Annotated in this window: 12 protein-coding genes; all 12 read left to right on the forward strand. The window is 40.6% G+C overall.

Translation table 11 applies throughout. The features are described 5' to 3' along the window. The first annotated feature begins 292 nt into the window (after positions 1–292). Genes mraZ through ftsA form a run of 12 tightly spaced genes read left to right on the forward strand, consistent with a single transcriptional unit; the run spans position 293 to position 13,916 of the window. A complete protein-coding gene (gene mraZ, locus AAC073_RS08750; RefSeq protein ID WP_020892563.1) occupies positions 293–742 on the forward strand; it encodes a division/cell wall cluster transcriptional repressor MraZ in 450 nt (149 codons plus the stop codon). Beyond that, complete coding sequence (gene rsmH / locus AAC073_RS08755; RefSeq protein ID WP_339923475.1) at positions 735–1,640, forward strand: 16S rRNA (cytosine(1402)-N(4))-methyltransferase RsmH; 906 nt, start codon at positions 735–737, stop codon at positions 1,638–1,640. The genes mraZ and rsmH overlap by 8 nt, the downstream gene beginning before the upstream one ends. Positions 1,641–1,642: 2 nt before the next feature. Continuing rightward, the gene (locus AAC073_RS08760) at positions 1,643–2,023 is read left to right on the forward strand and encodes an FtsL-like putative cell division protein (protein WP_339923476.1); all 381 of its coding nucleotides are present in this window, start codon (positions 1,643–1,645) and stop codon (positions 2,021–2,023) included. Continuing rightward, on the forward strand, positions 2,020–4,128 hold the full coding sequence (locus tag AAC073_RS08765) for a penicillin-binding protein (protein ID WP_339923477.1): 2,109 nt from the start codon (positions 2,020–2,022) through the stop codon (positions 4,126–4,128). Before AAC073_RS08760 ends, AAC073_RS08765 begins: the two co-directional genes overlap by 4 nt. Beyond that, positions 4,125–5,591 (forward strand): UDP-N-acetylmuramoyl-L-alanyl-D-glutamate--2,6-diaminopimelate ligase, encoded by a 1,467-nt coding sequence (locus tag AAC073_RS08770; protein ID WP_339923478.1) that lies wholly within the window; start codon positions 4,125–4,127, stop codon positions 5,589–5,591. The genes AAC073_RS08765 and AAC073_RS08770 overlap by 4 nt, the downstream gene beginning before the upstream one ends. Before the next feature lies 1 nt (position 5,592). Next, positions 5,593–6,804 carry a phospho-N-acetylmuramoyl-pentapeptide-transferase gene (gene mraY, locus AAC073_RS08775; protein WP_339923479.1) on the forward strand — a complete coding sequence of 404 codons (1,212 nt, stop codon included), beginning with the start codon at positions 5,593–5,595 and terminating at the stop codon, positions 6,802–6,804. Beyond that, positions 6,805–8,151 carry a UDP-N-acetylmuramoyl-L-alanine--D-glutamate ligase gene (gene murD, locus AAC073_RS08780; RefSeq protein WP_339923480.1) on the forward strand — a complete coding sequence of 449 codons (1,347 nt, stop codon included), beginning with the start codon at positions 6,805–6,807 and terminating at the stop codon, positions 8,149–8,151. Next, positions 8,151–9,320 (forward strand): FtsW/RodA/SpoVE family cell cycle protein, encoded by a 1,170-nt coding sequence (locus AAC073_RS08785; RefSeq protein WP_339923481.1) that lies wholly within the window; start codon positions 8,151–8,153, stop codon positions 9,318–9,320. Before murD ends, AAC073_RS08785 begins: the two co-directional genes overlap by 1 nt. Positions 9,321–9,324: 4 nt before the next feature. Next, on the forward strand, positions 9,325–10,437 hold the full coding sequence (murG, locus tag AAC073_RS08790; RefSeq protein ID WP_339923482.1) for an undecaprenyldiphospho-muramoylpentapeptide beta-N-acetylglucosaminyltransferase: 1,113 nt from the start codon (positions 9,325–9,327) through the stop codon (positions 10,435–10,437). Then, positions 10,434–11,834 carry a UDP-N-acetylmuramate--L-alanine ligase gene (gene murC / locus AAC073_RS08795; RefSeq protein WP_339923483.1) on the forward strand — a complete coding sequence of 467 codons (1,401 nt, stop codon included), beginning with the start codon at positions 10,434–10,436 and terminating at the stop codon, positions 11,832–11,834. Before murG ends, murC begins: the two co-directional genes overlap by 4 nt. Further along, a complete protein-coding gene (locus AAC073_RS08800; protein WP_339923484.1) occupies positions 11,821–12,588 on the forward strand; it encodes a cell division protein in 768 nt (255 codons plus the stop codon). Before murC ends, AAC073_RS08800 begins: the two co-directional genes overlap by 14 nt. Positions 12,589–12,599: 11 nt before the next feature. Then, positions 12,600–13,916, forward strand: a complete 1,317-nt coding sequence (gene ftsA, locus AAC073_RS08805; protein ID WP_339923485.1) for a cell division protein FtsA — start codon at positions 12,600–12,602, stop codon at positions 13,914–13,916. The last annotated feature ends 24 nt before the right edge of the window (positions 13,917–13,940 follow it).

The raw sequence follows: 13,940 nt of genomic DNA on the forward strand, positions 1-13,940 counted from the left end.
TTACGGGAATTCATCCCACTTAAAAAGCAATCAAATAAATTTACTTTTTTTGTTGGCCGAAATGCCATCAAAATCTAGCTTTAAAGGTATATTACCTGCGATTTACCACAGATTACCTGCTGATTCATAGCCAATTGAATCCGGACGGCCCTGTCGTTTATTTTTTTAAAATTAATTGTGTTTCTAGTTAGTATTAGATACTTTTATAGCAATGTGGTAAAAAGTGGGACAAAGTGGTAAAAAGTGTTTAGCTATTTACTACTTTTGTATTCAGTAATCAGGCAGAACAGATATGGCATCATTCACCGGTGAATTTGAGTGTAAATTGGATGCCAAGGGCAGGTTGGTATTGCCTTCAAAAATGAAGGCTTTGATCCCTGAGTCCTTGGGTCAGGAAATGATGCTGCGCAAAGGTTTGGAACCATGTCTCGAATTGATACCAATGGTCGAAGTTAAAAAAGACCATAATAAACTCGCCAGCCTGGATGACACAGATGATGATGTAAGGTTTTTCAAAAGGTCCTTTTTCAGGAGGGAGTCTACGGTAGATTTAGACGCTACTGGCAGGTTCGTGATTAGCAAAACCATGCTGCGTCACGCCGAATTGGAAAGAGAAGCCATCGTAATTGGTATCGGTACAAAAATTGAGATTTGGAACCCAGAATGCTATGAAGCATTCATGTGTAAAGAAGAGAAAAGGTTCAGTGATTTAAACAAAAAATTCTTAGGTAAAAGTGCATAATACAGCCTACCATATTCCCGTAATGCTTGAAGAATGCCTGTCAGGGTTAAACATTGACCCCAATGGTACTTATATAGATTTGACTTTTGGAGGAGGGGGGCATTCACGTGAAATTCTGAAAAAACTCGACAAGGGACACTTGTATGGTTTTGATCAGGATCCAGATGCTGAAAAGAATGCACCAGATGACGAAAATTTCACATTTGTCATGGCTAATTTTCGTGACTTGCGCAGGTACCTTAAAATTTATGGTGTAGACAAAGTAGATGGTATTTTGGCTGATTTAGGGGTTTCCTCTCACCAGATAGACGAACCTACAAGGGGATTTTCGACAAGGTTTGAAGGCAAGTTGGACATGCGAATGAGCCAATCAGGAGACCTATCTGCCGCCACAATATTGAACACTTATGAAGAGGAAGCCCTTCATAAAATTTTTGGTATATATGGAGAAATAAGGAATGCCAAAACGCTAGCAAGAGCCATCGTTTCTACTAGAGCCAATGTTCCCTTTGAGTCTATCCAGGAGTTTAAAAATCTTTTGGACAAATATGCTCCACGTGGCAAATATGCTAAATATTCCGCTCAGGTATTTCAGGCACTTCGCATCGAAGTAAACCAAGAGATGGTAGCTCTAGAAGAAATGTTAGAACAAAGTACCAAGCTTTTGAAAAGTGAAGGCAGACTCGTAATCATGAGTTACCATTCCCTGGAAGACCGCATGGTCAAAAATATCATGACCAAGGGCAAACTTCATGGAGATCTTGAAAAGGATTTTTATGGCAACCCCAGCAGACCCCTTGAACCAGTAAGTAAAAAACCTATAGTAGCAGATCAGATAGAGATCGAAACCAATAAAAGAGCAAGAAGTGCCAAATTGAGAATAGCAAAAAAACTTTGATCATGGGAAGAAACACCTTTAAAAGTCCGATCAAATCATCAAAGGATCAGAAAAAATCCAGGTTCAATCCTTTTGCCTTTATTGAGCAAAAGCTAGACATCAGCGCGCTCATTGGTGAGAATGTACCGGTGAAATTTGTGCTTCCTCTTTTGTATGCTTCCTTTTTGGCAATGGTATATATCTGGAGCAATTATAAGGCGGAGAACACCATTAGAAAGATAGACCGAATTCAGCAAGAGGTGGAAGACCTGCGAGCCGATGTAACTACGCTGGAAGCAGAGTACATGTATGCAAGTAAACAATCTGAAGTTGCAAAAAAAATTCAGCCCTTGGGCATCGTTGAAATCGAAGAGCCACCACAGAAAATAGTATTGGAGAAGTGAATATCAAAAAATCCATATTGCTCCGAGTAAGGCTATCCTTTTTGGCTGTGACGCTTATTGCCTGTGCTATTTTTTATAGAATAGGTCATATTCAGATGGTCGAGGGTGACCAATGGCGTCAACTATCAGAAGACATCAATTTAAAATACAGACCTGTAAAAGCCACTAGAGGCAATATCTATGGTACTGAAGGAAGTTTACTGGCTACCAGCCTACCTTTTTATAGGGTAGCCATCGATCCATCAATTGACAAGAGCACTGACTGGAAAGCTAGTTTTGATTCCCTTGCTCGGAATTTGTCTGCTTTCTATAAAGATCGATCAGCGAATGCCTATAAAAGAATGATTCTAGATGCCAGGAACGATGGGAAAAAGTACCTGATTTTAAATAGGCATCAAATTAATTATCAGGAAAAAATTGCCATGTCCAATTGGCCTGTCTTTAATAAAGGCAGAATGGGGGGTGGTGTGATTTTCGAGAAAATTGACAAACGATATCGCCCTTTTAAAAATTTAGCCGGAAGAACAATCGGCTTTTTGAATGAAGATCAATATGGCGTAGGTCTGGAATACAGCTTTAATGAATACTTGCAAGGAAGAAATGGAGAAGCACTGTTCCAGAAAATTGTAGGCGGAAGCTGGAAGCCATTGCACGATGCTGATGACATTAAACCCACCGATGGATTTGATATCGTCACCACACTGGATGTAAATATTCAAGATGTAGCAGAATCAGTTCTATTAAGGCAATTGATCAGCAAAGATGCTGCTTTTGGTTCCGTGATTGTAATGGAAGTAGCGACAGGCCATATCAAAGCCATTGCGAACCTGGAAAAAAACAAACAATCTTACGGTTATGGTGAGTACTATAATTATGCAGTAGGCGAACAAGGTTTGACAGAGCCTGGCTCTACTTTTAAGTTGCTTTCAATGATGGCTTTATTGGAAGAAGGAAAGATTAATTTGAACGACAGTATTGATACTGGCAACGGTAGTTATAAATTCTACGACCGGTACATGAGAGATGCAAAACATGGTGGATATGGCATGCTCACAATTCGTGATGTATTTGAGAAATCCTCCAACGTAGGCATCTCTAAAATGGTGGAAGAGCATTTTGGGCACCAACCCCAGCGTTTCATCGATTACATTGAAAAAGCCAATTTGGACAAGCCACTTGGTTTTCAATTGAAAGGAGAAGGTATCCCATATTTCAAGCACCCTAATGACAAGAATTGGTACGGAACTACTCTTCCCTGGATGTCTATTGGGTATGAATTAAAAATCACCCCTTTGCAAACCTTGGCCTTTTATAATGCCATTGCAAACGGTGGAGACATGGTTAGGCCCATGATTGTGAAGCAAATTTCCCGAGGCAACACCATTGAAAAGCAATTTAAAACAGAAACACTTTCACGAAATATTGCTTCTAAAAAGACCATAAAACTCCTGCAGGAATTGCTTCAAGGCGTTGTCGACAATGGAACTGCTAGAAATATTGCTACGGACACTTATTCCATAGCAGGCAAAACTGGCACTGCCCAAAAACTAATAAATGGGAGATACACCCAAAAGTATTATACTTCGTTTGCTGGTTTTTTTCCTGCGGATCAACCTAAATACAGTGCCATCGTCGTCATTGACAGTCCTAAAGGATACAATGCCTATGGGGGCGATATCTCTGCACCGGTTTTTAAAGAAATCGCTGATAAAATTTATGCCCAAGACATGAATATTCAGCAAAAGGAGATGGATAATAATGAATTCCAACGTGTAAACAACGATGAATTCCCTTATATAAGAGCTGGGAAAGCTGAGGAGTTGCAAATGATTTGTAATAGCATGGGCATCTCCAATCATTATGCGGGAAACAATACCTGGGTTCAATCAAGCATTTCTAACAAGTCCATTCAATGGGTAAGCAATGCAGTTGAAAAGCCTGTAGTACCGGATGTTATCGGCATGACATTGAAAGATGCCATTTATATCTTAGAAAATAAAGGGCTTAGAGTACAGTTCTCGGGCACAGGAAGGGTAAGCACCCAATCCCTAAGCAAAGGAACTGCCTACAAGAGCGACCAAATCATAAAATTATCATTGAGTTGAGCCAACAATTAAAGGACATATTGTACAAAGTTTCACTGGTTTCTACCAAGGGGAATATGGAAGTGGATATTACGCAACTGACATTTGACAGTAGAAACGTCATTGAAGGAGCCGTTTTCATCGCTATCGAGGGAACCCAAGTGGACGGTCATGCCTACATTGAAAAAGCCATAATTAATGGAGCCAAAGCTATTGTTTGTGAACACCTTCCAGAAAACCTGAAGGAAGCGATCACTTATGTGCAAGTTGTAAACGCTTCAAGATCGATGGGTTTAATGGCTGCCAACTTTTACAACCATCCTTCGGATAAATTAAAAATAGTAGCAGTGACAGGTACCAATGGTAAAACCACCACAGTGACCTTACTGCACCAACTGTATACAGAACTCGGCTATTCTGCCGGTTTAATTTCTACTGTTGAGAATAAAATTAAAGAGGCAATAATCCCTGCAAGCCATACTACGCCTGACACTATTTCAATTAATAAATTGCTGGTCAAAATGCTTGAGGAGGGTTGTACCCATTGCTTTATGGAAGCAAGTTCTCATGCCATCGTACAGGAAAGAACGGCAGGATTAAAATTTGCAGGAGCATTGTTCACTAACCTATCCCATGACCACCTGGATTACCATGGGGACTTTGACCATTATATCAAAGCGAAGAAAAAACTCTTTGACGAATTGCCAAAGGAAGCTTTTGCTTTGGTGAATGCGGATGACAAAAGAGGATTGGTAATGCTTCAGAATTCCAAAGCAAGGCCTTATACCTTTGCTTTGAAATATCCAGCAGATTTTAAAGCCCGTATTATAGACAATTCTATTCAGGGTCTTGAAATGGACCTTGACGGAAAATCCGTATGGTTTAGGCTTACAGGCGAATTCAATGCTTACAACCTATTGGGCGTATTGGCTATTGCCCAACTTCTTGGAGAAAATGAGGAAGAGGTATTGCGTCAGCTTTCAATGTTAAAAGGGGCTGTTGGAAGATTTGATCTTCTGGTTCAAAATGGCATCACGGCGATTGTAGATTATGCGCATACACCTGATGCACTTGAAAACGTCCTAAAAACGATCCAAAAACTCCGAACCGGCACTGAGACCCTGGTTACCGTGGTTGGTTGCGGTGGCAATAGGGATGTAACGAAAAGACCTATAATGGCTAAAATTGCCTGCAAATTCAGCAATAAGGTCGTCCTTACCTCTGACAATCCAAGAGATGAGGATCCTATGGCAATTATCAATGAAATGGAGGCCGGGCTAAGCCCCATTGACCAAAGAAAGGTGCTTTCAATTGAAGATAGAAAATCAGCAATTAAAACAGCTTGCCACTTATTACAACCTGGCGACATCGTATTGATCGCAGGAAAAGGTCATGAAACCTATCAGGAAATAAAAGGAGTGAGACATCCTTTTGACGACAAAAAAATAGTTAGTGAACTTTTAAAGCTTTTATTCAAGGATTAAGATGCTGTACCACCTTTTTGACTATATCGACAAAACTTATGATTTCCCTGGAGCTGGAGTCTTTAAGTATATTTCCTTCAGGGCTGGCATGGCGACATTGTTTTCCTTGTTGATCACCATTACTTTGGGTAAAACCATAATCGACTGGATCAGAAAAAAATCCATTGGAGAAACCGTAAGAGAATTGGGCCTTCAAGGACAACTGGAAAAAAAGGGCACCCCTACAATGGGAGGAGTCATGATCATGGCTGCCATCGTAATCCCTACCCTTCTTTTCGCCAATATCTATAATATTTACATCATTCTATTGCTGGTTACGACACTGTGGTTGGGAGCCATTGGTTTCCTGGATGATTACATCAAAGTATTTAGAAAGAATAAAGAAGGCCTGGCGGGGAGGTTTAAAATCGTTGGTCAAGTCGGAATTGGTATAATTGTAGGCACCACCCTCTATTTCCATGAGGATGTGGTGGTGAGAGAATTCCACGATAGCGTATCCATAGAAGAAGGAACAGTTGCTACGCCATCGTTTGAGGATGTTAAGTCCATGAAAACAACGATTCCTTTTCTCAAAAACAACGAACTAAACTATGACGTTGTTTTTGGTTTTCTGGGAGAAAACTTAACCCCATTCCTCTATATCCTATTGGTAATATTTGTGGTTACAGCCGTTTCAAATGGAGCCAATATAACGGATGGGATTGACGGTTTAGCAGCTGGGACTTCGGCAATCATTGGCTTAACCATTGCGATTTATGCCTACATCAGTGGTAATGTTACCTTTTCTCAATACCTAAATGTAATGTTTATCCCCTATTCTGGTGAGTTGGTGATTTTCTGCTCGGCATTTGTAGGGGCATGCGTTGGGTTCTTATGGTACAACTCCTACCCTGCGCAAGTCTTTATGGGAGATACGGGAAGCTTAATGATAGGTGGTGTAATCGCAGTACTATCTCTGACATTAAGAAAGGAATTACTTCTCCCTGTATTGTGCGGAATATTTCTTATAGAAATCCTTTCTGTCATTATTCAAGTAGGCTATTATAAATACTCTAGAAAAAAATATGGTGAGGGAAGAAGAATCTTTTTGATGTCTCCTTTACACCACCATTATCAGAAAAAAAATATACCTGAAGCCAAAATAACTGTTCGGTTTTGGATTTTGGGAATCTTGTTTGCCATCATGGCATTGGCAACATTAAAATTAAGGTAAATGCAGAAGACAGTAATTTTAGGATCTGGAGAAAGTGGTTTTGGAGCCGCTTTATTGGCCCATAAGCATGGGCACAGGGTTTTTGTGTCTGATGCGGGAAAAATTAAAGCGGAGAAAAAAAACGTATTTCTAGAAAAAAACATTGCTTTTGAAGAAGGGCAACACAGTTTGAACATCCTCCTGGATGCACAAACAGTAATCAAATCACCAGGAATTCCCTTTGAAGCCCCGATCGTTATTCAATTGTTAGCAGCAGGTATACCTGTAATAGATGAGCTAGAATTTGCGCAAAGATTTTCTAAAGGCAAGGTGATAGCCATCACAGGGACCAATGGAAAAACAACCACTACCCTGCTCATCTATCACTTGATGAAAAGCGCAGGTATGGAGGTAGGTCTGGCTGGAAATGTTGGTCAAAGCTGGGCAATGCAATTGGTTGAAAAGGATTATAGCTGGTGGGTTTTAGAAGTAAGTAGTTTTCAGATAGAGGGCTTTGTTAATTTAAAACCTACAATCGCTATCCTATTGAACATCACACCTGATCACCTGGACAGGTACCAATATAAGCTAGAAAAATATGCTGCCGCAAAAGTAAAACTAACAGACAAGATGGTTGAAGGAGATCATTTGATCTTTCATGAGACCGATCAAAATATACTGACTGCCATGAAGAGCAAGTTGGGGCGACCTAACTTAATTCCTATTGCCTTGGAGAAACAAACGTTAACCAAGGGATATATTCTGAACAATGAATTACACCTTGGAATTGAGGGTACAGAATGGTCCTGGCCTACAAGTGAAATGGTTCTTCATGGTGAACATAATTTAATTAACACCCTCGCGGCAACAACTGCAGTGATATTGGCAGGTACAGCTATAGAAAAAATAGGCCCTGCGCTTAAAAGCTTCGTGAATGCTTCCCATCGAATGGAAGAAGTAGCGGAAGTCAAAGGCATAAAGTTTATCAATGACAGTAAGGGTACCAATGTAGATGCTACTGCCTTTGCGCTAAGTGCTTTTCAGGAGCCATTGATCTGGATAGCAGGGGGAGTGGACAAAGGAAACGATTACAGCTTATTAGATGATAAAGTAATCGATCACGTCAAAGTGCTAATTTGCTTAGGTAAAGAAAATGAAAAGTTAAAAATAGCCTTTTCAGGCAAAATACCTGTCATTCTAAGCACAGAGGACATAAGTGAAGCGGTACAATGGGCTGCTGATCATGGTACATTAGGGGATGTAGCCCTTTTATCTCCTGCATGCGCAAGTTTTGATTTATTCAACAATTACGAGGACAGAGGAAATCAATTTAAAGAAGCGGTAATAAGATTAAAGGATAAAAATTAATGACAAAAGTAAAAATCTGGCTGGAAGACAATTTAAAAGGCGACCTAATTATTTGGGGAATCGTCCTGCTATTGTCTTTAATCAGTATTTTGGCTGTTTACTCAGCTACAGGTTCCCTTGCTTATAGAAGAATGGGGGGAAACACGGAAATCTATCTGTTTAAGCACAGTGCGTTAATCCTTGCCAGTATAGTAGTCATGTGGGCGGTTCATAACATTCCCTACAAATACTTCTCTAAGTTGAGCCTGTTTGCCCTTTGGGTAAGTGTGCCATTGCTTATGATCACTTATTTCTTTGGGTCCACTATTAATGAGGCCAACAGATGGCTTACTGTGCCCATAATTAACCAGGCCTTCCAACCTTCTGATTTGGCCAAATTAGCCCTTATTTCAGCGGTAGCAGGAATGTTAGCAAAGCGACAAAGGAAAATTACTGATATCAAAGGAACATTTATCCCAATCATCATTTGGATTGGCATCATTTGTCTGCTTATAGCCATGGCCAATATGTCCACGGCTGTCATGCTACTTGCCACCTGCTTGTTGCTGATGTTTATCGGGCGAGTTCCTTTAAAATACCTTTTGGTAGTAGGCATGGTAGGTGCCTTGGTTCTTTCCACTGCCATATTAATGGGGCAAAGGGGGGGCGTTTTCTTCTCGAGGATAGAAAAATTCATGGACGATGATCCTGCTGGAGTCCCATTTCAGGCAAAGCACTCCTATATAGCCATTGCTACGGGTGGCATTTCGGGCAAAGGCCCGGGAAATAGTGAACAGCGTAATATTCTTCCACATCCTTATTCGGATTTTATTTATGCCATCATTATTGAAGAATATGGCATGATCGGAGGAGGCTTTGTGCTTTTTCTTTACTTGTCATTACTCTATAGAGGAATGCGGGTCGTTGCCATATCTACCCGGCCATTTGGCGGTTTGTTATCGGCAGGATTGAGTTTTTCTCTGGTGATACAGGCCATGATCAATATGGGGGTAACTGTAGGGTTGGTACCTATTACAGGGTTGCCCTTGCCCATGGTGAGCATGGGAGGAACTTCCTTGATATTCACTGGAATATCTTTAGGGATAATTTTAAGTATTAGCAGAGGTGATCATGAAGATGCCTTTGTAAATGAACAAAAATCGATCAATAGAAAAGTTAAAGTAGCATAAAAAATTGAATAACACTGGAGAAACATATCGAATCATTATTAGTGGTGGGGGCACTGGTGGACATATCTACCCGGCCATTGCCATTGCTAAGGCTTGGAACGAAAAATATCCAGAAAGTGAAGTTTTATTTGTCGGTGCAGAAGGCAAAATGGAAATGCAGAAAGTACCAGAAGCAGGCTATAAAATAGAGGGGTTGAAGATTGCAGGATTGCAAAGAAGACTTACATTAGAAAATTTAAGCTTTCCCTTTAAAGTTTTGAGTAGCCTCCAAAAAGCGAAAAAGTTAATACGGAATTTTGATCCACACCTGGTGGTAGGAGTTGGAGGATATGCCAGTGGCCCCGTACTTTTTGCTGCTCAGCGAAAGGGACTTCCGACCCTTATACAGGAGCAAAATAGCTATGCAGGTTTGACCAATAAACTATTGGCAAAAAATGCAAGCGCCATTTGTGTGGCCTACCCAGATATGGGGCGATATTTTCCTAAAGCTAAAATCACTTATACCGGAAACCCTGTAAGAAAGGACATCCTTTCGATTAAAGATAAAAAGGCAAAAGCACTGGCCCATTTTGGACTTAATCCTGATTTACCTGTCATCCTCTCCATTGGAGGAAGTCTTGGAGCGAGAACACTTAATCAGGCCCTGCTTCATTCAATGGTAGATTTTGAATCCAAAGGCTACCAGGTTTTATGGCAAACAGGGAAGTTTTATTATGAAAAAACCTTAGGCCAAGTAAAAGCCTCTGGCGTCAAAGGAATTTTTCCTATGGCGTTTATTAAGGACATGGACCTCGCCTATGCTGCTGCAGACCTGGTGATATCCCGGTCAGGTGCTTTATCGGTTTCCGAATTAAGCTTAGTGGGAAAACCAGTGATCTTTATCCCCTCTCCGAATGTTGCGGAGGACCATCAGACCAAAAATGCCATGGCCTATGTTTCGGAAAACGCGGCATTAATACTTAGGGATGATGAAGCCATTGAGCAATTAGCTCCAATGGTACATTCATTGCTTAATGACCCTAAAAAACGAGACGAAATGTCTCAAGCAATTAAAAAACTGGCAAAGCCTGAGGCAGCCAAGGATATTGTCAAAGTAATGGAAGCACTGATAAAATGAATTTAAAAAACTTACATAGCGTCTTTTTTCTAGGTATTGGAGGAATAGGTATGAGTGCCATTGCCAGGTGGTTCAATCATATTGGAGTGCCAGTGTATGGTTATGACAAAACGCCATCCCCACTTACAGAAGCGCTAGAGGCAGAGGGAATGCAAATCAGTTACGCGGATGATAGCAATAATATTGCTGAACCCTTTAAATCTTCGGGTGCTGACAAATTAATTGTCTGGACTCCTGCCGTTCCGCAAAGCAGCGAACTATACAAGTACTTCGAAGCAAATAATTTTGACATCAAGAAAAGAGCTGCCGTTTTGGGGCTGATTACAAGAAACATGGAGTCTGTCGCGATCGCAGGAACGCATGGAAAGACAACTACTTCCTCTATGGTCGCGCATTTGCTAAAACATGCAGGACACAATACAGCTGCATTTTTAGGAGGGCTTACACAAAATTATAAAAACAACCTTATCCTTCATGATGAAGGGAGTACAGAATCACCAGTAGTGGTGGTGGAAGCCGATGAATTTGATCGTTCCTTTTTACACCTCCACCCTGACCTGAGTATAGTTACCAGTATCGATCCAGACCACCTGGACATTTATGGTGATACCGAACAATTGATGGAAGGATTTGCTGCCTTTATCCGGCTTACCCATCCAGATGGAAAATTGATCATTCATCAGAATGCTTACGAAAAAATCAAGCAAAAAGAAATCGGAACAACCCCTATATACCAGTACGGGCTGCATTCAGGAAACATCCATGCAGACAATATTAAGGTAGGCACCACCTCTTTTACCTTTGATTATGTAGCAGAGGATCAGCGAATAGACAGCCTGGTATTGGAAGTCCCAGGTTTCCACAATATTGAAAACGCCCTGGCCGCAGTGGCCGTGGCCATTCACTATGGGCTTTCAAAGGAGGCTATTAGAGCAGGAATAGCTACTTATAAAGGTGTGAAAAGAAGGTTTGAAAAAATTTACAATAGTGACCGCATTACTTATATCGATGATTATGCGCATCACCCTGAGGAGATTAAAGCCTTTTTGCAGTCCGTAAGGGCCATGTATCCAGAGAAGAAAATCACCGCTGTATTTCAGCCGCATTTATTTACACGTACAAGAGATTTTGCCAGTGGTTTTTCTGAAAGTTTGTCCTTGGCAGATGAAGTCATTTTACTAGATATATACCCGGCAAGAGAGCAACCTATAGCGGGGATTACTTCGGAAATGTTACTTCCAGAAATCACAAGCCTTAATAAAGGGGTGGTTTCAAAAGAGAATTTATTGAACCATTTGCATCAAAATGTTCCAGAAGTTCTTGTTACTATTGGCGCTGGAGACATTGACCGTTTGGTAAAACCAATTGAAAAATGGATAAGAGATGATAAAGAATAAGGGATGGAAACTTAAAAAGTCCTTCCTAATGATGGTATTGGGAGTGACTTTGGTTGGCTTTATAGCTTTTACAGAGCATAAGACAGAAAGTCGTGCGCTTTCTGAGCTAGAAGTTTATGTAGAGGGTGTAAGTGATGTTTACTTCATAGATGAAAAGGAAGTAACTGAATTGTTGACCAATGCATTTCCAAGTTTACTTAGCAATACGGCTAAAGAAAAGGTCTCTATCCATGCAGTGGAGAAAAAGGTTGAGGCACATCCTTTTGTGAAAAAGGCGGAGGTTTTTGAAGATTTAAAGGGCACTTTAATGGTAAAAGTGAGCCAACATGTGCCCATAGCAAGAATTGTTCGCCCAATGGCTGCTGATGGGTATATCAGCTCCTCTGGCAAAATTCTTCCAACCTCATCCAATTACACCACCAGGGTTTTGATTCTGACAGGTAGTAAAGCTGAGGCATTGTTAAAGAAAAATGACCTGTCAATTGAAAATGCTCCATTGATGGAGTTAATAAGGTTTATTAATTCAGAACCTTTTTGGTTGGCTCAAATCAGTGCTTTGGAGCTGCTTGCAAATGGAGACATCAACATGTACCAGCAAGTAGGGAAACAGGTGATAGAATTCGGGAAGCCGGAAGATATCGAAATAAAGTTTAGAAAAATAAAAACCTATTATAAAAAAATCCTACCAGAAAAAGGATGGAATACTTATGATCGGGTCAATGTAAAATATAAGGATCAAATTATTTGTGAATAATTGTTAGCGCTATGGAAAACGAAAAACTCATTGTAGGACTGGATATCGGCACCACAAAAATATGTGCCATTATTGGCAGGAAGAACGAATATGGAAAGCTAGAGGTGTTGGGTATGGGTAAAGCAGTTTCTGATGGCGTAATCAGAGGCATCGTTACCAATATTGACAAAACGGTAAATGCAATTACTAAGGCAGTCAATGAAGCATCCGAAATGTCCAATGTGGACATAGGTGAGGTAATTGTAGGTATAGCAGGCCAACATATCCGTAGCTCTATCCACCATGGTGTGATTATCAGAAACCCAAAAGACGAAGAAATCACGGTGGAGGACGTCCGCAGGTTATCCAATGACATGGAAAACATCGTCGTTCCTCCGGGCAATAGCATTATTCATGTAATGCCACAAGACTATACGGTAGATTATGAAGAAGGAATTCGTGATCCTGTAGGTATGTCAGGCGCACGAATGGAAGCAGATTTCCATATCATCACTGCTCAATCGGCCGCTATAAATAATATTGATCGTTGTGTAAAGCGAGCGAACTTACAATCCAAAGCGTTGATCCTTGAGCCTTTGGCAAGTTCTTTATCTGTCTTAAGTGACATGGACAAAGAAGCTGGCGTTTGCTTGGTAGACATTGGTGGTGGGACTACCGATGTAGCCATATTTTACGACAATATTATCAGACATACAGCAGTAATTCCTTTTGGAGGAAATATCATCACAGCCGATATAAAAGAAGGCTGTATGGTCATGCAACATCAAGCTGAATTGTTGAAAACAAAATTTGGAAAGGCCATAGCAGAAGAAGCCAACCCAAATGAAATCGTATCTATACCTGGATTGAGAAACCGTCCACCGAAAGAAATTTCCGTTAAAAATCTTGCTTCAATAATCCAGGCAAGAATGGAGGAAATAATAGAAATGGTACAGTCAGAAATCGCAACCAGTGGTGTTTACAAGAAACTCGCTGGTGGCATAGTATTGACCGGGGGTGGTTCATTACTTCATGGAGTCGGCCCGCTTTTTGAATACATCACAGGACTAGACACTAGGATAGGCTATCCAAATGAACATTTAGGCAAATCCAAGGTGGATGATGTTAAAAGCCCAATGTACGCCACTACTGTAGGATTAGTATTGGCTGGATTTAGAGGACTGGATGATAGGGAAGATACTTATCGACAGAAAGAGAGCTTGAAAATCCCGGAAAGCAAAAGAGGATTAAGGACAGACCAGATAAGTAGTGATATTTTCGGGTCCATCACTAAAAAGCTAAAAAGATTCATTACTGATGATATAGGAGATGACTCCGGACAATATTAATATCAGAGGTAAGGAAAGAAATCA

Origin of the sequence: uncultured Cyclobacterium sp., assembly GCF_963977555.1 — a bacterium.
Lineage (GTDB): Bacteria > Bacteroidota > Bacteroidia > Cytophagales > Cyclobacteriaceae > Cyclobacterium.